The 19,228-nt window shown below is 40.0% G+C and carries 15 protein-coding genes and 1 tRNA gene; 8 read left to right on the top strand and 8 right to left on the bottom strand.

The genetic code is table 11. The features are described from left to right. Positions 1-25: 25 nt before the first annotated feature. From R3X28_RS02155 to R3X28_RS02145, 3 genes are all read right to left on the bottom strand, one after another. Positions 26-1,645: an MFS transporter gene (locus R3X28_RS02155; RefSeq protein ID WP_317662056.1), complete on the bottom strand. Its 1,620-nt coding sequence runs from the start codon at positions 1,643-1,645 to the stop codon at positions 26-28. Positions 1,646-1,652: 7 nt separating this feature from the next. Then, entirely contained in the window at positions 1,653-3,722 is a 2,070-nt protein-coding gene (locus R3X28_RS02150; protein ID WP_317662054.1) for a beta-glucosidase family protein, read from the bottom strand. A gap of 179 nt (positions 3,723-3,901) precedes the next feature. Further along, positions 3,902-4,636: an NUDIX hydrolase gene (locus R3X28_RS02145; protein WP_317662052.1), complete on the bottom strand. Its 735-nt coding sequence runs from the start codon at positions 4,634-4,636 to the stop codon at positions 3,902-3,904. A 286-nt stretch (positions 4,637-4,922) separates the two neighbouring features. On the opposite strand from R3X28_RS02145, the gene R3X28_RS02140 reads away from it, so the two are divergent. Continuing rightward, positions 4,923-5,048 (top strand): hypothetical protein, encoded by a 126-nt coding sequence (locus R3X28_RS02140; protein ID WP_317662050.1) that lies wholly within the window; start codon positions 4,923-4,925, stop codon positions 5,046-5,048. Positions 5,049-5,085: 37 nt separating this feature from the next. Next, a complete protein-coding gene (locus R3X28_RS02135) occupies positions 5,086-5,571 on the top strand; it encodes a hypothetical protein (protein WP_317662048.1) in 486 nt (161 codons plus the stop codon). A gap of 157 nt (positions 5,572-5,728) precedes the next feature. Here the strand turns inward: R3X28_RS02135 and R3X28_RS02130 are convergent. After that, positions 5,729-5,802, bottom strand: a tRNA-Ile gene (locus R3X28_RS02130). A gap of 165 nt (positions 5,803-5,967) precedes the next feature. Between R3X28_RS02130 and rbfA the strand changes: the two genes are divergently transcribed. Together rbfA and R3X28_RS02120 are read left to right on the top strand one after the other, a co-directional pair. Then, the gene (rbfA, locus tag R3X28_RS02125) at positions 5,968-6,360 is read left to right on the top strand and encodes a 30S ribosome-binding factor RbfA (RefSeq protein ID WP_154366204.1); all 393 of its coding nucleotides are present in this window, start codon (positions 5,968-5,970) and stop codon (positions 6,358-6,360) included. A 9-nt stretch (positions 6,361-6,369) separates the two neighbouring features. Beyond that, on the top strand, positions 6,370-7,566 hold the full coding sequence (locus R3X28_RS02120) for an ABC transporter permease (protein ID WP_317662046.1): 1,197 nt from the start codon (positions 6,370-6,372) through the stop codon (positions 7,564-7,566). On the opposite strand, the gene dusB is transcribed toward R3X28_RS02120, so the two are convergent. Next, positions 7,563-8,561 carry a tRNA dihydrouridine synthase DusB gene (gene dusB, locus R3X28_RS02115; RefSeq protein WP_317662044.1) on the bottom strand — a complete coding sequence of 333 codons (999 nt, stop codon included), beginning with the start codon at positions 8,559-8,561 and terminating at the stop codon, positions 7,563-7,565. The genes R3X28_RS02120 and dusB overlap by 4 nt on opposite strands. A 121-nt stretch (positions 8,562-8,682) precedes the next feature. Beyond that, entirely contained in the window at positions 8,683-11,097 is a 2,415-nt protein-coding gene (locus R3X28_RS02110) for a TonB-dependent receptor domain-containing protein (RefSeq protein ID WP_317662042.1), read from the bottom strand. A 217-nt stretch (positions 11,098-11,314) separates the two neighbouring features. Between R3X28_RS02110 and lepA the strand changes: the two genes are divergently transcribed. After that, on the top strand, positions 11,315-13,111 hold the full coding sequence (gene lepA, locus R3X28_RS02105) for a translation elongation factor 4 (protein ID WP_154366152.1): 1,797 nt from the start codon (positions 11,315-11,317) through the stop codon (positions 13,109-13,111). A gap of 62 nt (positions 13,112-13,173) precedes the next feature. Here the strand turns inward: lepA and R3X28_RS02100 are convergent, their stop codons facing one another. Further along, entirely contained in the window at positions 13,174-13,545 is a 372-nt protein-coding gene (locus R3X28_RS02100) for a lipocalin family protein (RefSeq protein WP_317662032.1), read from the bottom strand. Between the two features lie 304 nt (positions 13,546-13,849). Here R3X28_RS02100 and R3X28_RS02095 point away from each other — a divergent pair, with 304 nt between their 5' ends. After that, positions 13,850-14,083, top strand: coding sequence for a GTP-binding protein LepA (locus tag R3X28_RS02095; protein WP_317662030.1), 234 nt, complete (start codon positions 13,850-13,852; stop codon positions 14,081-14,083). Positions 14,084-14,161: 78 nt separating this feature from the next. Here the strand turns inward: R3X28_RS02095 and R3X28_RS02090 are convergent, their stop codons facing one another. Beyond that, positions 14,162-16,021 carry a sodium:proton antiporter gene (locus R3X28_RS02090; RefSeq protein WP_317662029.1) on the bottom strand — a complete coding sequence of 620 codons (1,860 nt, stop codon included), beginning with the start codon at positions 16,019-16,021 and terminating at the stop codon, positions 14,162-14,164. Positions 16,022-16,128: 107 nt separating this feature from the next. On the opposite strand from R3X28_RS02090, the gene R3X28_RS02085 reads away from it, so the two are divergent. Continuing rightward, complete coding sequence (locus R3X28_RS02085) at positions 16,129-16,986, top strand: universal stress protein (RefSeq protein WP_154366144.1); 858 nt, start codon at positions 16,129-16,131, stop codon at positions 16,984-16,986. A 3-nt stretch (positions 16,987-16,989) separates the two neighbouring features. Beyond that, on the top strand, positions 16,990-19,215 hold the full coding sequence (locus R3X28_RS02080) for a SulP family inorganic anion transporter (protein WP_317662028.1): 2,226 nt from the start codon (positions 16,990-16,992) through the stop codon (positions 19,213-19,215). The last annotated feature ends 13 nt before the right edge of the window (positions 19,216-19,228 follow it).

Below are 19,228 nucleotides of genomic sequence, written 5' to 3'. Positions count from 1 at the left end.
TTCCTGATTAAGACTTTGGTTATATTCAATTCGTGGCCACAGATTTTTCAAGCCTCCTCCGTTCTGCCAGATCAGCTGATATTTTATTCATCATTTTTTTGGATAGTGGATAAAACATCATCAGTAATGCTCCCATGAAGGCAACGATTGCAGGTATCCAACTCATTAGCATTTTTATCCCGGGGATCGCACCCTGAATGGCAATCGGATCCAATCCATTATAACCATATTTACCTAAAACAACACCAATGATAGCTCCTGCAATACCTCCTCCAAACTTGGTGGAAAAAGATCCCGCAGAGTATACAAGACCGGTTGCCCTTCTATTGTTCTTCCATTCTGAATAATCAGCGGCATCGCCTAACATTACAAAAGTCAACGTGGAGAACATAGCACCGATCAATTCCGAAAGTAGTCCTAGAACGAAAATAGCGACAACCGCACCTGGTCCGCAGAAAACGATAAGGGAAATAAATGCACCGGACACCAATAAGGAGGCAATAAACAGATTCCGTTTTCCAAACCTTATACTTAAAGGAGTCATTATAATGGCACCTACAATAGATACCAACATTAAGCCCACTAAATAAGAAGCTGCCAATAACTGATTATGGAGGTAGTGCGTAAAATAAATTATGATTATACCCTGCTTCAAGGCATTATAAGTACTTGAAAATAAAGCACTAATAAGCAACGTAAACCAAGCACGATTACTTAAAAGATCTTTAATATCCTGTATTATATTCGATTTCTGGGCTTTAGGAGGTTTTATTCGCTCTTTTGTCGTAGCGAACGTTACGAACATGAGCAAAATCAAAATAACGGCCATCAGATAAAAAGAATAGGTATACCCCTTTTGTTGGTTTATAATTCTAAAATCACTAGCGGAGAGGTTCTCCTCTCCCTTCACCAGAAAGGAATAGGTTTCGTTGGATACCATGCTAAAGGTCTTTCCGACAGTGGGCGTATCTGTCGATGAACGTTCATCGTTCCAAGTAAAAGTAGCGATCCCATCTTCTGTTTTTACATTTACATTTTCAACATCCCTTGTGGCTAGAATATCGACTTTATAGGTCTGTTCTCCTAGCTTTGAAACCTCTACTTTAGGCCCTACATTTCCAAAATAAGCTACGAGGAAAAGTAGTGCTCCCTGTACAAGGATTCCCCCACCAAATGAGCCAATCATTCTAAAAGACCCTATACTTGTCCTTTCTTTATGATCACCACTCATGACGGCCATTAATGCACCGTACGGAATGTTGTTGGCCGTATAGATCAAAGTAAATGCGATGTAGGTGATATAGGCATAAATGATCTTACCCGACTCACCCATTTCCGGACTTGTAAAAAGAAGCGCTAAACTAATCCCCAAAGGAATCGCCGTCCAGAGTATCCAGGGTCTGAATTTCCCATATTTGGAATTGGTACGGTCACCTATTATTCCCATGACAATATCACTGATACCATCGCTGAATCGTGCCGTAAGCAAAAGTATGCCCACGGTTACAGGGTTTAATCCGACCACATCGGTGTAAAATATGATCAGGAACGTCCCTACACCTCTCCATCCAATATTTGCTGCGGCATCACCTAATCCATACCCGATTTTCTCTTTGATAGAGACCTTTCCTGTCTTTGCGTTCATCGTTTGTTTACTTTATTTCCAGTTGTGCCTTGGCTAAAATTGTATTGGAGGCAGAACCTATACATATTTCAAAAACTCCCGGTTCTAATTTCCATTTCTTAGTCGCTACATCCCAAAACGAAAAATCCCTTTCAACCAAGGTGAAATCGATTGTTTTCTTCTTACCGGCTTTCAGATACACTTTTTGAAATCCTTTTAGCTCCTTCACAGGACGCGGTACGGAGGATTCCATATCACGGACATATACTTGAACTATTTCTTGCCCGTCCATTTTGCCAGTGTTCTCTACATCGACCGATAGATGAAGGGGAGATCCAGCAGGGATCACCTTTTGGTCCAACACCAAATTACCATAGGCATAGGTTGTATAGGAAAGTCCATACCCAAAAGCATATAGCGGCTCTATATGCTTGCTTTCATACCATCGATACCCTACAAATACACCTTCATCATACACCACATCTTGTATTGGATCTATTATCCTATGGTCTTGATCCCAACCTGTGTATAATTCGGATCCTGACGGTAGATAGCCATAACCTGGGGAATCTTCGAATTTTTTCTCAATGGTAATCGGCAATTTGGCCGATGGATTGGTTTTTCCCGAAATAATCTCTGCAAAAGCCCTGAAACCAAGCTGTCCCGGATACCAATTGTACAAAAGTGCGCCAACATCCTTATTCCAAGCATTCATGTTTACTCCACCACCAGAACTAACGGATACAATGGTGTTCTTATTCAATGATGTAATATGCAGAATTTCTTGATTGATCGTGTCCGGTAGATCGAAAGGTCTGTCCCACCCTTCGGAATCAAATGTTCCAGTGCTGTAAATTATGTGGGTTGCCGATTTAATCTCTTCATCTGTTGGGTTTTCTATATGGGATACTTTATCCCCATACATCTCTTTTAGGCCATTGATCATGGTTATTTGATCATACCCTACCACTTCTGCCGCACCACCCCCAAAAGGAATTTTATCTGCATACTCACCAGTTACTATGATATATATTTCATCTGATGGAATAATAGGGAGCACATTCTTATTTTCTAGCAGTACGATACTTTCCCGTCCCGTCTGCAACGCCACTGCTTCATGCTCATCAAAGTTCTTTAGGAAAGAGGTGTCTTTTATTGGCCGTTCCAATAATCCCATGGCAATCTTTGTCGTAAGTACATTGGTGACCATTTTATCAATATCAGCTTCCTTTACCTTTCCTTCTTGGATAAGGGATTTAGCCGAGTAGCGTACAAAATGTTCTGGCTTTTTAGTATAATCAGGGTACTCTTGTCTTGGTTCTCCAGGCATATCCAAGTCCAGTCCGGACGCTATCACTTTTTGGGCATCCCAGACAGACCACCAATCGCTCATAACCAACCATTTAAACCCTAACTTCTCACGCAATATTCCTGTGATCAGATCTTTATTCTGCCCTGCATACTCTCCATTGACCAAGTTATAGGAAGTCATAACGGCCATGGCACCGGCATTAATACCAGCTTCGAAACCGGGTAGGTATATTTCATGCATTGTTCTTTCATCCACTACCGAATTTGATGTTCTTCTTTTATAATCTGTATTATTAGCAACGAAGTGTTTTAGTGTGGCTATCGTACCCGTACCCTGCATACCCAAAACATAGTTTTCCGTTATTCTAGAAGTTAGGTAGGGGTCTTCTCCAAGGTATTCAAAGTTTCTCCCGTTTTGGGACACACGATATATGTTTATGCCCGGCCCCAGCAATACAGCGATTTCACCAGCTCGGCATTCTTCACCAATTGATTTGGCATAGGTGCCTGCGAGCTCTGTATTCCAAGTACTGGCAAGGGCAATGGAACATGGAAAAGCTACGGACTTTTCAAGCTGGTCGTCAAGTTCCCTCCTAATGTTTACCCCCTGTGATGCATCTGACATGTACATGGAGGGCACCTTGAACCTTTCCAAACCTTTGGTAAAAAACATATTATGACCGGCTATCATTGATATCTTCTCATCAAGGGTCATCTGGGTAAGAATATCAATTGCCTGCTCTTTTGCATCTTCGTATTCAATTGGTGGAACGAACGGTTTTAACATAGCTTATCTATTTGTATTGTTTTCGTAATCTGATTCGTTGTGCGATATAATTATCTTTCTTATTAAAATGAGTGCCTAGTTTTTCCATAAAACTACTTTTCTGGTGGGGTGAACTACACCCCCATACTTTAATCCGCTCTTATAATTTGTTCTGCCTAAAAACACAAGAAATATCCTTACTAAGTATTGATTAAAAAGTTTTTGCGATACAACTTCATATAAATATCCTTACTGAACATATATAGTTGTGAAGGTTTCTTTGAGACACCTGTTTGCTTCTCGTCAAGCGCAATGATGTATTTTTTACTTATCAGTTTCCTTCGGAAATTACGATTGTCCAATTCAATATTCAGAATGGATTGGTATGCATCTTGTACTTCGTTGATGGTAAACCTATCAGGTAATAATTCAAATACTATGGGCTCGGAAAGGCATTTTGTTTTTAAGTCTTCCAACGCCTCTTTTATGATTTGTTCATGATCAAACCCTAGACTTGGTAAATCCTTAACTGAAAACCATTTAGCCTGGTATGGATTATTCTTTATATCCACTTCTTCGATTTTCAATAAGAAGTAATACGCAATAGTTATGGTCCTATGATTAAACTTTTCATTGTTTATCCATATCAGGTCTTTTTCACCCTTTAGCCTATCTGGGTCTCCAAAAGCCTTAAACTGTTGTTTGTAAAGATTTGTTAATCCCGTCAGCTCCTTCAAGGCCCTGGTAGCGGTTTCGTCCAAAGTTTCATCCTCATACATATGATATCCTGTTATCACATGGTCGTCTACCAAAACCTCTGACTTGTCAGGTGATTCCAAATACCTTCTAATCAATAGAACATTCAGGGACTTTGCTTTAGTGTCATAACCAAACACTACACAGTCTACCGATATATTTTGAATTTTCTTGTTCAAATCCTTGAAATTGAGTCTAGCTAAAATAAAAAATATATCGTATCAAAGAAAATTATTTAACGATTAAATGTTACTTAAACGTTTTAAATAAAACCTGCTTGATGCACATAAATACTCCTTTAAAACAAATATATACGGTATATTAACTCTATTTCCTATTGAACTATCTAATTTTAAACGTAAATATGACGTTTATATATTGTGCTTTTGAAAAATGATTTTTCTTCCGTACCGATTTCTTGAAAACAGAAGTTAGCCAATGAAGAACCTAAGCAGATAAACAACTATGATCAATATGGTAGGAAGTCTATTGGAAAACGAAAGGTTTCTTAAAAAACCACTGAATATCAGCATAATGACCATTGTCATTGCCGACAGCAGAAGACCACAATATATTGCATTGATGCAATAAGAAGGGGATAAACTCCCTTCTTCCAAAATTTATCGCCATGAAACTGTTCACATATATCTTTTTGATATCGTTGGTTTCCCTTGCTTTCTCCTGTAATTCGGATGATGACGAAGACGTGCACCTACTCACCAAAGACGGTACGTTCCAGATCAGCGAACTCACTGGAACCTGGGAGGCCACCAAAGCGCAATTTAGTGTAAACACTGTCTCAATAGACGTGGTCGAGGACGGGGGAACGGCCAGCATGTCCGTACAATCCAATGGCCGCTTTACCTTGACACTGGATCCGGTAAATCGTAATGCTTATACTGTAGATGGAGAAATGTTCTGGGAAGAGTGGCAGCAAACATTCTATTTTGCAATTGTCTGGGATGATTCCCCTGATGATTGGGATACTTACGGCCATACCTTTGATGGGACAACCCTATCCTTAAATGGGGGTGCAGATACCGGGGAATACGACTTTGATAATGACGGGGATATGGAAGCCTGTTCGGTTCATTTCATCTTTGTACGTTCTTAAGGGTTTTGGCGTTTCTTCTAACCTAATTCAAATACAAAACCCTTATGGGTATTGCGCAAAGTCCGTTTTAGATTTCCGTTTGGAAAACCTAACCAAAACCGGATTTCTTTCAGGAAATAAAAAACCCACACCTTTCGGTATGGGTTTTTTCTTAATGTGGTCCCACATGGGCTCGAACCATGGACCCCCTGATTATGAGTCAGGTGCTCTAACCAGCTGAGCTATAGGACCTATTTTCTTGTATTTCAGGAGCTATCTGGTTAATAACTCCGAATCGTACTAAAAATGAGGGCAAATTTAGTTAATAACCGCAACTACACAAAATATTGTGCCCCCATTTTCATTGAAAAATGCAAGGAAAACAATTTTACCCGTAATTCTGCGTATTTTTGCCCCATGGAAACACAACGACAAAAAAAGATCGCGGGGGTAATTCAAAAGGATATCGTTGAAATCTTACAACGAGCGGCCATCGACGGTGGCCTAACCGGTATTTTAATTTCTGTATCCAAGGTCAATGTAACCACGGATCTTTCCATTGCCAAGGTATACCTGAGTATTTTCCCGAATAAAGATGCCAAAGAGTTGATGGAAGGGATAAAATCCAATCAACCCCTTATAAAACACGAATTGGCACAACGTACCAAACACCAACTTAGAAGGGTGCCCGAACTTTTGTTCTTCTTGGATGACTCATTGGACTATATCGAAAAAATAGAAAAATCATTAAAAGGGGAAGAAAACCCTATTGAGAACAGGGATCTCCTAGATCGAAGAAAAAAATCGTAGGCATACATTTTGAATTTTCCGTTCTACATAGCGCAACGATATCTACGTTCTAAAAGCAGCCAAAACGCTGTAAACATAATTAATTTTGTCACTTTTTTAGTGATTGTCATTGGGTCGGCATCCTTGTTCATCGTACTTTCGGGATTTGCCGGTCTAAAAACCTTTAGCCTTTCCTATACCAATATCTTCGACCCCGACCTTAAGGCAAGTCCGACCACAGGGAAATTCTTCAGCGTTACCCCGGAACAAGAAAAAGCATTGACCCAAATTGAGGGTATTGCCTCCTATGCCAAGGAATTGGAAGAACAGGTATCGTTCACACATAAGGGCAAAAACCATTTTGCTTATATAAAAGGGGTTGACCAAGGCTATACCACCACAACCGCAATCGATAGTGCACTTATTTTCGGGAATTGGTTTTTTTCCGAACAACAAGGTGTAGCCGGCATAGGGTTAACGAATAAATTAGGATTGACCATCAACCAAACAAGAAATCCTTTGGTGGTTATCGCACCTAAACCCGGAAAGGGTTCCATTTCCCAATCCAAACCGTATAATGAACTGCCTTTGATTATAAGTGGGGTCTATTCGGTGGAAGAGACTCTGGACAATAAATACGTATTCACCGATTTGGCATTGGTACAGGCCTTGTTGGAAAAAGATACTACCCAAGTATCCGGCATCAACTTTAAACTTTTCCCCGATGCCGATACCCCGGAATTAAGGAATCAGATCGCTACCGTTTTCGAAAACAAGATCACACTTAAGGATCGTGAGGAACAGAACAGCTCACTCTACCGTATGCTCAATACCGAAAACCTGGCCACCTATCTTATTTTTACCTTGGTATTGATCATTGCCCTTTTTAATGTGGTGGGGGCCATTATCATGATGATATTGGACAAACAACAGAATTCTAAGACCCTATACAGCTTGGGCTCTACCATCAAAGACCTACGACGGGTATATTTTGTACAAGGGGTTATCGTTACAGGAGCAGGAGGGATCATAGGTGTATTGTTGGCATCGCTATTGATCTGGTCGCAATTAGCCTTCGGTTGGCTAAAGATCACCCCTACACTCGCCTACCCGGTGGAATACCAATGGATCAATATCGTAATCGTTTTAGCAACGATCATTGTTCTGGGTATTATCGCATCTAAAATCGCAAGTAGTAGAATTACCAAAAAACTGATCTCGATCTAGCTGACCTTAAAATCATGGTCCCCGAACTTTTCAAGGACCTCATCAAAAGCCTTGAAAACATCTTCAGCATCATCACTGGTCACCATTTTCATTCGGTACTCCTTAAAATTGGGAATACCCTTAAAGTAATTGGTATAATGGCGACGGGTCTCAAAAACACCTAGTTTTTCACCCTTCCAATCTATGGACATCTGTAAATGCCTTCTGGCCGCCTCTACCCGTTCTTGCATGGTAGGTGGAGCCAAATGGGTACCCGTGGCAAAATAATGTTTTACTTCTTTAAAAAACCAAGGGTAGCCGATACTGGCCCTCCCTATCATAGCACCATCCAACCCAAAATCATCGCGCATTTTCATAGCGGCTTCGGGCGTATCAACATCCCCATTCCCAAAAACGGGAATATGCATGCGTTGGTTGTTCTTTACCTCGGCAATCGGTCGCCAATCGGCAACGCCCTTGTACATCTGCACTCGGGTTCGCCCATGAATGGAGATGGCCTTACATCCTACATCCTGAAGCCGTTCGGCAACCTCAACGATCTTTATGGAATCTTGGTCCCATCCCAATCGGGTCTTTACCGTTATGGGGAGTTTGGTATGCTCTACCATGGCCTTGGTAAGGGACACCATTAAATCGATATCCTTTAAAATTCCGGCGCCGGCACCTTTACTGACCACCTTTTTTACCGGACAACCAAAATTGATATCGATGATATCGGGTTTTGACTTTTCTACAATCTCAACAGATTGTAACATAGAATCGAGATTCGCACCGAAAATCTGGATACCAACGGGGCGCTCCTTTTCGTAAATATCGAGTTTCATCACGCTTTTTGCGGCATCACGAATAAGTCCTTCCGAAGAAATGAATTCCGTGTAAACTACATCGGCCCCTTGTTCTTTGCACAAGGCACGAAAGGGTGGATCGCTCACATCCTCCATAGGGGCAAGCAATAGTGGAAATTCCGGTAATTGAATGTCTCCGATTTTTGGCATCACATTATTTTGGATTGCAAAACTAAGGGAAAAGGGCTCCGAAGCCAAAAAATTAAATAAAACGGTATTTAGGGCATTGGAAGTCGTAGGGTGCCGAACTGTTCATTGCAGAGTGGTAAGATCAAATACGGTTACGTTCATCCACTCTTTTCGATTTTTTGTTACTGCGGATCTTGGTGTTCCCAAAACGATATCTGAATCCCAATACCAACAACCTACTCTCTGGCCTATAATACGAAGTATTATTTTGATCCAAATATTTTCTGGTATTGAAAAGGTTGGCTTCATTGAATACGTCATCGAGACCCAAGGATATACTCGCCTGTTTGTCCCATATGGTCTTTCGAAGGGCAATCCCCATATTAAAATAATCTTCCTGCCTTGAGTTTCCGAGGATTACCGGAGAGGAATAAAGAATGCTGATATCGGCCTTTAAACTTTTATCGGATAGAAAAGAAAATCCGCTATTGGAACGAATATAAGTATTCCATAAACCCTCATTTACCTTTTGTCCCGAACTCAAATCGGTGAAATTGCTTTCCATATATGAAGTAGAAGCCATAAAATAGAAACTCCAGTTATTGGTAAAATTCTTGTTTACCGTCACATTGAATCCATAAGCGATATCCCGGTCTACATTGGAACTGATAAAACGTAAAACCTGATTGTCATTATCCTGGAATACCAACAGTTGGTAGTTGTTGACCCTGTTTTTATAGAATAACTCGAACGTATAGGCCCTTTTGTAGGTATATCCGCCCGCCATATAGTGCCGTGATGAAGGTAAAAGATCAGGGTTGCCCTCTATTACCGAATTATAACTTTGAAAAACCTGGAAAGGATTTAGGCTATTATAACGAGGCCGGGTAATTCTACGGTAATAATGATAGTGGAAATCATGTGTATTATTAGGGGTATACTGAAATGAAACCGATGGGAAAAGTTTAAAATAATTGTCATTGTTGAACGAATTGAGAACATCCAAATTCGCCCTGGTTTTGGTATACTCACCCCTTAGTCCCGCCTTGAATTTCCATTTATCCCATTTGTTATCGATACTTGCATAGCCAGCAAATATACTTTCATCATAGTCAAACGAAGCCGATTCGGTAGCGTTGATACCCGGTTGATCGCGATCAAATCCCGATTGATCAATCTCATTTCCCGAATGTATGCCTGCAAAACGTAATCCCGACTCAAAATTTGAAAACGTACCTACGGGCGTGATAAAATCAATCTGGGCACTGAATAGATTTATGTCCTGGGTTGCATTTGTGAAAAAATCGTCTTGGTCGGTGAGGTTTTGATTATTATCATAAAAATAGGTGCTCAAATCTTGCCCTCTTTCATAATCGTAATAGGTGTAATGGGTATTCAACGAAAGTTCTGCCCCCTTTTTTTTAAGCTTATGTACAAAGTCAAGATAAAAAGATGCATTTATCTGATCTTCCCCAGAATCATTAGTGGTAATAAAGCTTGATGGATCGCTGCCATCGGCATAAGTTATTTTGGTTTCGGTATCGTACACCCTATCCACTTTAGGACTCCATTGGTTCAAGGTAGAAAGTGTCAACGAATTTCTATCATCAAAATCATAATCGAAAAACGCATTGAAATTATGGCGGTTTCTGTGTTGAATATAATCTTCATGGGCATTCCAGGTAGAAGTGATCTCGCCATCCTCGATATAATTGGTAATATCCGTATACTGAGTGTACCATTTTTCCTTGTTAAAACTATAATTTAAGGATAGCCCTGTTTTATTACCTTTAAAGTAGTGGTCGGTACCTATCGTATGCTTCGGAAAAACCCCTTGGGTATATCTGTTGAATATGGCCCCATTGTACCCTGCAATGAGATTTTTTTTCATTTTAATGTTAATCAACATACCATCCTCCGCACTATATTTTGAAGGCGGATTGGTGATTACCTCAATTGATTCTACATTACTGGCAGATGTTCCCGATAGTAGATTGATCACATCTGATTTTGGTAGGTTCACCTTTCGACCGTTGATCATGATTCCGATATCCTTATTCCCATTAACCGAAAGCTGGTTATTGATGACCACAACGCCTGGCGCCCGCTTTAGCGCCTCCCAAACATCACTATCGGATAAGGCCGTGTTACCGATATTGAATACCAAACGATCTACCTTACGCTCGATCCGAGGTTTTTGGGTGGTCACAACAACTTCATCTAACATTTGGGCGTAATTACTGATTGTTATTGTACCGACATCCTTAGTAGAATCAATATCAACGATCATGTAATCCGATTCGTTTTCGAGATAACTGGCCTTGAGAAAATACTTTCCTGGCGGTATGTGGGTGATTTTGAACCCCCCTTTTTCATCGGAAGAGGACCCATTGATCAAAACGGTATCCTTAGGACTTAACAATAACACATTAGCCAACCAAACCGGTTCCCCTTCATTACTTTTTACATGACCGGAAATTGAAAATTCCTGGGCTTGTACCATAAAAGAAGTACTTATTGCACATAGGAAGACCAGGAAAAGTTCTCGATAGTTCACGTAAAGATTGATTGGCCCGTGAATTTAACAATTATTAACTGAATTATCCTACAAAATTATGTACGTTTCAACGAAATTATCATAAAAAGTAGAGCTATATATGAAAACCTCAAATCAACCACGGTTTATTTTACATTATATTTGCATTTTTAATAGAAATAGGTCTTCTTAATAAGGTTTAAGGCCCTTGATAATTGACATTTAATCTGAAGAGTAGTTGAAGAAAATTAGAAACTTTTGCATTATCGCCCATATTGACCACGGTAAAAGTACCTTGGCCGATCGTTTGCTTGATTTTACAGGTTCTGTAACAGAACGTGAAAAAAAGGAACAACTTCTCGATAGTATGGATCTTGAACGTGAGCGTGGTATCACCATAAAAAGCCATGCCATTCAAATGGATTACATATATAAAGGTGAGGAATATATTCTTAACCTGATCGATACTCCCGGACACGTAGATTTCTCATATGAGGTATCCCGTTCCATTGCCGCTTGTGAAGGGGCGCTATTGGTCGTCGATGCAGCTCAAAGCATTCAGGCACAAACCATAAGTAACCTATACCTTGCCTTGGAAAATGATCTTGAAATCATCCCTGTACTCAATAAGGTTGATTTACCAAGTGCCAACCCCGAGGAAGTAACCGATGATATTGTAGATCTATTGGGTTGTGATGCCGATGAGGTTATTCCGGCAAGTGCCAAGACCGGTATCGGCATAGAAGAGATTCTTGCGGCCATTATTGAGCGTGTTCCCGCACCAACAGGTGTTGCCGATGAGCCTTTACAAGCGTTGGTATTCGACTCGGTATACAATCCGTTCAGAGGTGTAGAGACCTATTTTAGGGTCATTAATGGCGAAATAAAAAAAGGACAAAAAATAAAATTCGTAGCAACCGATAAAGATTACTATGCTGATGAAGTAGGTACTTTAAAGTTGACACAGCACCCCAAACAAGTGATCAAGACCGGTGATGTAGGTTATCTGATTACGGGAATAAAGGATGCTAGGGAAGTAAAAGTTGGTGATACGATCACCGATGCTGCCAACCCTACAAAAAACCCAATTGAAGGTTTTGAAGATGTGAAACCCATGGTTTTTGCTGGAATTTACCCAGTGGATACGGAGGATTTTGAAGAGCTAAGGTCCTCAATGGAAAAATTGCAATTGAATGATGCTTCTTTGGTATTTGCCCCAGAAAGTAGTGCGGCACTAGGTTTTGGGTTCCGTTGTGGTTTCTTGGGAATGCTCCATATGGAGATTATCCAGGAACGGTTAGAACGGGAATTCGATATGACCGTGATCACCACCGTACCAAACGTTAGTTACCATGCCTTTACCAGAAAAGATCCTGAAGTTCCCTTGATCGTGAACAACCCGTCGGATCTTCCCGATCCATCGACCATTGATCGCGTTGAGGAACCCTATATAAAAGCTACCATAATCACCAAAGCAGATTTTGTTGGTAACGTAATGTCCTTATGTATTGAAAAAAGAGGGGTAATTACGAACCAGACCTATTTGACCACTGAACGTGTAGAACTCAATTTTGATATGCCCTTGGCGGAAATCGTTTTCGATTTCTATGATCGGTTAAAAACAGTTTCCAAAGGTTATGCCTCTTTTGACTACGCCCCTATTGGTATGCGTACATCGAAATTGGTACGTGTGGATATTCTTTTGAACGCACAACCTGTTGATGCATTGTCCGCCCTTATCCACGCTGATAATGCCACCAATATTGGTAAGAAAATGTGTGAAAAATTACGGGAACTCATCCCAAGACAGCAATTCGACATTCCTATCCAGGCAGCTATTGGATCCAAGATCATATCCAGGGAAACCATAAAGGCGCTCCGAAAAGATGTTACCGCCAAATGTTATGGGGGTGATATTTCCCGTAAACGGAAGCTATTGGAAAAACAGAAAAAAGGTAAGAAAAGAATGCGCCAAGTAGGTAACGTAGAAATACCTCAGCAAGCTTTTATGGCCGTTCTTAAATTGAACGATTAAAAAAAAGTCCACTGAAAATATTCAGTGGACTTTTTTTATTTGAACGTTTGTAAGGTCATAGGTTACTCACGAATTGCAACGGTATATCCTTCTTCATCCTCTAAGGTATCTGTCCCCAAGAGATTTCCTATCGTAAATGAATCTGCCGACATTTCCACATCATCATAGACAACATTGTAAGAATCACCATCTTTGGCCCAAGTAAAAGTACTTTCAAAAATTTGTTGCGAATCTTCAGATTCTGTATAGGTCCCAGTTTCATCACTGTTAAAAACCCATACATCACGACTCGTGCTTGTATAGTCATTAATGGTAAAACTGGACTCCATTACCCAAGTACCAACGATTGCGTTTGATGAATCATCGTCATCTTTTGAACAACTGGTCATAGATAAAGTTCCCGCTACAGCAAGGAATAGAAATAGTTTTTTCATACTAAGAATTTTGGTTTAGTTATTAAAATTGAAAAGCTAACGTAAAAAGATGCAAGAATATTCTTTCATGACACGGTCTAAGCCCAAAATTGTTGTGTAGATAGTTTAAATCAAAGAATAGGTGAATTGCAAATTTCCTTTACACATTAGACCCTTGTACATTAAAACCCAGATGAATACCTTATACATCAATATAACGGTCTTTGCACCTACTTTAAAATGAAAATAAATACGCCTACAAGTAATATATACGTGTGGTAAATCCATAAATCTACTTTATATTTGTGCTAAATTTCCTCCATTAATGACACTTTATATTGCACAGTTCACCGCTAAACATCGCCTTATCCAAGTAGAGGAAAATTCAGTATTCATGTGGAGGCAGGAGAGCGGGGACATTGATAACTCAATGCTGGCCGATAAGATAAAGAGAGAATCTTCGATTCATTTTTTCAATATGATAGCCGGTAAGAATTATAATATAGAGCTTGAGGATATTAAAGTTACCATTTGGAAAACGGAACCCTTTAACGGGTAATCCAATTCTGGATAACGTATAGCGGTTCTATTCAAGCTATAAGAAATTTACCCTGTAACCTTTCTGTCTAACATTAAACTACTTTTGATCCACTTGGGCCTTAAGTGCGGCATCATCTATGTCGAACATTTTGCCTAAATACACCAATCGACTACCCTTTTTAACATCTTTGAGTTGATCACTGTGCGAAGAAATAATCTTAAGATCCCCATCAGAAGTCTTTAAAAAAATGGGGATAATATCCTTATCTGCCTTGGTAATCTCAATCAGGTTTAGATAGTGTTCCTGACCATTAATGGGAATCTCATGAATGGCCGGGTACCTTCTTGCAGCTTCCATTAACTTGATGAAATCATCGGTATGGGAAAATAGGCCTTCTTTTGGGTTTTTATCCGGATCGCTCATTTCATCGGAATCTACCAGACGAAATGAACCATTTTCACCAAACTGTTTTTCGAATTTTTTTATGGCAAATTTATTGATGTCCGAATTCCCGGTCAATGCCATAAGAAACCCGACATCGTTCAATTCAATATTATCGGTAAGGGAGTCTGAGTAGATATTCGCGGTAAAAGCTTCAAGACCTATTTTTTTGGCCTTATTGATGTTCGTTTCGTTATTGTCTATAAGTACTACATGCCTTCCGTTCTTTTTTAAATAATGCCCAATTAAACGGGAAACCTTAGAGGCACCAATGATAACGATACCTTCTGATTTTGTTAGAAACACACCTACTGCCCTTGAGAATAAACGTGCCGTAGTTGCATTGAGCAAGACCGTACCCAATACGATCATGAATACCAATGGTGTAATATATTCTGCATCGACCTCACCACGTAACATCAGTTTAGATCCAAAAAGCGAAGCGATACCCGCGGCAACTATACCCCGTGGCCCTACCCAACCAATGAACAGTTTTTCATTGAATTTTAAATTAGAACCCGATGCACTCAAGAAAACCCCTAAGGGTCGAATCAAAAACACGACGATTAGGAACAGGATTACGGTATTCCAATTATAGATCAACTCCAAGTCGGACATATTGATATTCGCAGACAGCAATATAAAAAGGATCGAAATCAAAAGTACGCTCAAAGATTCTTTAAAATATAAGAGTTCTTTAATGTTCGGTAAGTTCATATTACCCAAAACCATACCCATGACCACAACGGCCAGTAATCCGGATTCATGAGCAAAAATATCCGACTCAACAAAAACCAATAACACTACCGATAAGGATACCACGTTGAGCAAATAATGGGGAATCAGGCTTTTCTTAATGGCAAAGGCCAATCCGTGTGCAAAAGTAAATCCGAAGGTGAAACCAAAGAGTAAAATCTTACCAAACTCAACAAGGGCGGTCATGGTATAGGCTTCGCCTTCACCTACACTGATAAACTCAAACACCAATACGGCGACCAAGGCACCAATGGGATCAATAAGTATACCCTCCCATTTTAAAACAGCGGAAACATCTTTCTTTAAGGGTATGTTCCTTAAAATCGGCGTTATTACGGTTGGCCCCGTAACTATGATCAAAGAAGAGAATAGAAAGGACATTTGCCATGTAATCCCAAAAATATAATGGGCCGCCAAACCTGCACCAAAAAAAGTAACCACGGAACCTACGGTAATCAATTTGGTAATAACTGGTCCCACGTTACTTACCTCGGAACGCTTAAGGGTCAATCCCCCTTCAAACAAAATAATACTAATGGCCAAAGAAACGAAATAATAAAGCCCTTCCCCTGGAAACAGCCCTTTTTTACCGTTCCATATGGGTTCAATCAATTTACTGCCATCCAAGGTAAAAAGTGTAGATACGGGTCCAACCAACAATCCTATTAAAATTAGGGGCAAAATGGCCGGTAATTTTAGCCGCCAAGCCACCCATTGTGCGATGATTCCCAGTATTACGATACCTGCTAATTCAATCATGAATCTAATTTTAATGAAAAATACCCTTTTCTTACCTAATGTACAATTATACTATCTGGATTTTGCTTTATTAATATTATCTTATCTTGGCCCATCAAAGCATATATATGCCAACCCAAATACATCCTTTCAAGACCATTTTATTCGGATTTGCCTTTTCCCCTTCCCTAAAGGTGAACGTATTGGAAACAACCCGTATCGCCACTTTTTTCAATGCTAAATTGATCTTGTTACATGTTGGAGAAAAAACCGATGGTAAACAAGACATAATAAACGGGATAATCGCAGAGACAAAGTATAACGATTTGCCCATAGAAATTACATGGCAAGAAGGGAAACCCTATAATGTGATTTTGGATACCTGTAACAAACAACATATAGATTTATTGATTCTAGGCGCATTACAGCATGAGAATATGTTCCAATATTATGTTGGGTCCATAGCCCGAAAACTAACAAGAAAGGTAAATTGTTCGGTGCTATTGTTGATAAAACCATCTGCCGTTCGGGTACCATGCAAACATATTGTTGTAAATGGACTTGATGCTCCGGATACTCCCGTTGCCATTACCTATGCCCTCTATGTAGCTTTTACCCTTGGCGCACAGAAATTAACTATTGTAGAAGAGATAAAACAAAAAGAGTTACATGTCACGGTCCAAGATGACCGTTCTTTAAAAAAGGTGAATTTGATGAAAGAACGCCTTAAACACCGGGAAGAATCGCGGGTACGAAAAATAATTGCCGACTTGCCAAGTGACTTGGCCAATAAAGTGAACATAAAAACCCAAAGTATATTCGGCAGGGAAGGCTATTCAATAGGTCATTATGCCGAAGTGGCCCGAGCCGATCTTTTGGTAATGAACGCGCCAACCAAAATTGGCCTATTGGATCGTATATTCCCCCATGACCTAGAACATATTTTGTCCGATTTACCAACCGACTTACTAATTATAAGAAGATAAGCATTGCCAAAAAAAAACGATAATAAAAAGAATTTCATAGCTGCTCTTCCAAAGAATATTTTTTCTGGTTTCGTGGTTTCCCTTATAGCCCTACCCTTGGGATTAGGACTGGCATTGGCCAGTGAAGCACCTCCCATTTCCGGGGTCATAGCAGCAATTATTGGGGGTGTGGTGGCCTCTATACTAGGAGGGGCTAACGTAACCATAACAGGACCTGGCAATGGTCTGGTCATTGTGCTCTTGGGGGCAATAACTACCTTAGGGGAAGGTGATATGTACCAAGGCTACCTGTACACCTTGGCTGCGATTGTGGTTTCAGGTATTTTGATGATTCTACTTGGTTTCATAAAAATGGGAAGGATGTCAGATTTTTTCCCTGCTTCCGCGATAGAGGGCATGTTAGCGGCAATCGGACTCGGCATTTTGGCGAAGCAGTTTCATATCATGATCGGTCACAATAGTGAATCTGGCAGTATATTGGGGTTATTGGCTCAAATTCCAACCGGGATCTTCAATCTTTTCCAAAATTTTGACCTTCCTACTACCGTAGCAGCGATAATTGGCTTAGTTAGTCTGTTGATCATGATATTTTATTCTAAGATTAGGAACGAATATTTCCAATTGGTACCGGCCCCGATGTGGATCCTCATATTAACAGTGGGGTTGAGCTATCTATTGGGTGCCTTGAACATTCCATACCCCTTAGATGAATCCTTTTTGATCAACATTCCGGACAATGTAGTTTCTAACCTGGCATTTCCTGATTTTTCAAAAGTAAGCCAAGGCAATTTTATACAAGCCGTAATCGCCATTACATTGATAGCGAGTATAGAATCGTTGCTAAGTATAAAAGCGGTAGACAAACTAGACCCCCAAAGTAGGCGTTCTAATGTGAACAAGGACTTAAAGGCACTTGGTTTGGCAACGACAATAAGCGGATTTCTAGGTGGATTGAATGTTGTTACGGTAATTGCGAGAAGCTCGGTAAACGTGAACAATGGGGCCACCAATAGGTCTTCGAATTTTTTCCATGCTTTGTTTTTGGTCGTATTCATTTTATTGTTCCAAGAGCAATTGCGAAAGATTCCCCTTGCGGCCTTGGCCGCAATATTGGTTTATACCGGCTATAAGCTCGCCACCCCGAAAACCATTACGAAAATTGCCAAAATCGGTAGGGAGCAGATAATTATTTTCTTCGTTACCCTGATGACCACGTTAATAACGAATTTGATTACCGGAATAAGTGCGGGAATTCTTGTCACATTTATCATTCATGCCGTAATCAATAAGGATGTCGGGTTCTTTCTATCTAATTTTCTTAAACCGAACGTACTCCTGTACAAGGAAAAGGACGTGGGCAACTTTTATGTGAGCGTGAAATACTTTTGCACCTTTATCAACTTTTACAAGCTCAAAGGGAAATTGGATATGGTTCCTGAAAACGAGGACGTGATATTGGACTTCTCACTCTGTAATTTTGTTGACCATACGGTTATGGAGGGGCTGGATAATTATTCCGAAACATTCGCCAAAAAAGGGGGCAATATCGAAATAATCGGTTTAGACCGTCATGAAACCGATTCGCACCATCCATTTGCCATTAGAAAAATACTCCCATTTGAGAAGTTTAAACCCATTGAGCGTTATTTCACGAAAAGGCAAACCCTATTAAAGGCGACTGCCGATGATTTTAATTTGACCTATGCCGCCCAGCGAAATACGGATACCGGTTTTTTATGCGACTTCGTGTTTTTCAGAACACGGCAAATACCTTATATCTATAATACCCTTTCCAAAGAAAACAAAAGATATATGTTGTTCGATGTAGAGTTCACCGAAGGTGAGTTCATCGCAAGGGAAGTAGTGAAAACAACGGCAATGCACATTAACTTGGATTTCGATATTCCTGTATTTACATTGGATAAGGAAGGCTTGCTTGATTTTAAATATGGCCTGGCCGGATTCAAGGATATTGAAATAGCCAACCATCCTGATTTCAACAAACGTTTTTTCCTTAGCGGATCGAACGCTGAGGGGATAACATCTGTCTTTTCAGACGAATTGATCCTCTTTTTGGAAAGCCATCCTTATTACCATATTGAATCTAATGGCTCATCTCTCCTTATACTAAAAAAGGAAAGATTAATGAGTGTTCAAGAGGTTAAGGCCCTATTATATTTCGGAAAACAATTCTATAAATTGGTTCAAATTCAGGAAATACATGTGTGATTTGTTAAAAACT

It is taken from the genome of Maribacter sp. TH_r10, assembly GCF_033101095.1.
Lineage (GTDB): Bacteria > Bacteroidota > Bacteroidia > Flavobacteriales > Flavobacteriaceae > Maribacter_A > Maribacter_A luteus.
Note: the sequence above shows the minus strand (reverse complement) of the source record. Positions and strands in the feature narration are given on the sequence as shown.

Bases quoted from the DNA above. Each gene is read 5' to 3' on its own strand.
- R3X28_RS02095 (WP_317662030.1), top strand. From the start codon at position 13,850: ATGACACTTTATATTGCACAGTTCACCGCTAAACATCGCCTTATCCAA.
- R3X28_RS02135 (WP_317662048.1), top strand. From the start codon at position 5,086: ATGAAACTGTTCACATATATCTTTTTGATATCGTTGGTTTCCCTTGCT.
- R3X28_RS02085 (WP_154366144.1), top strand. From the start codon at position 16,129: ATGCCAACCCAAATACATCCTTTCAAGACCATTTTATTCGGATTTGCC.
- rbfA (WP_154366204.1), top strand. From the start codon at position 5,968: ATGGAAACACAACGACAAAAAAAGATCGCGGGGGTAATTCAAAAGGAT.
- R3X28_RS02100 (WP_317662032.1), bottom strand. From the start codon at position 13,545: ATGAAAAAACTATTTCTATTCCTTGCTGTAGCGGGAACTTTATCTATG.
- R3X28_RS02090 (WP_317662029.1), bottom strand. From the start codon at position 16,021: ATGATTGAATTAGCAGGTATCGTAATACTGGGAATCATCGCACAATGG.
- dusB (WP_317662044.1), bottom strand. From the start codon at position 8,561: ATGCCAAAAATCGGAGACATTCAATTACCGGAATTTCCACTATTGCTT.
- R3X28_RS02150 (WP_317662054.1), bottom strand. From the start codon at position 3,722: ATGTTAAAACCGTTCGTTCCACCAATTGAATACGAAGATGCAAAAGAG.
- R3X28_RS02155 (WP_317662056.1), bottom strand. From the start codon at position 1,645: ATGAACGCAAAGACAGGAAAGGTCTCTATCAAAGAGAAAATCGGGTAT.
- R3X28_RS02140 (WP_317662050.1), top strand. From the start codon at position 4,923: ATGATCAATATGGTAGGAAGTCTATTGGAAAACGAAAGGTTTCTTAAA.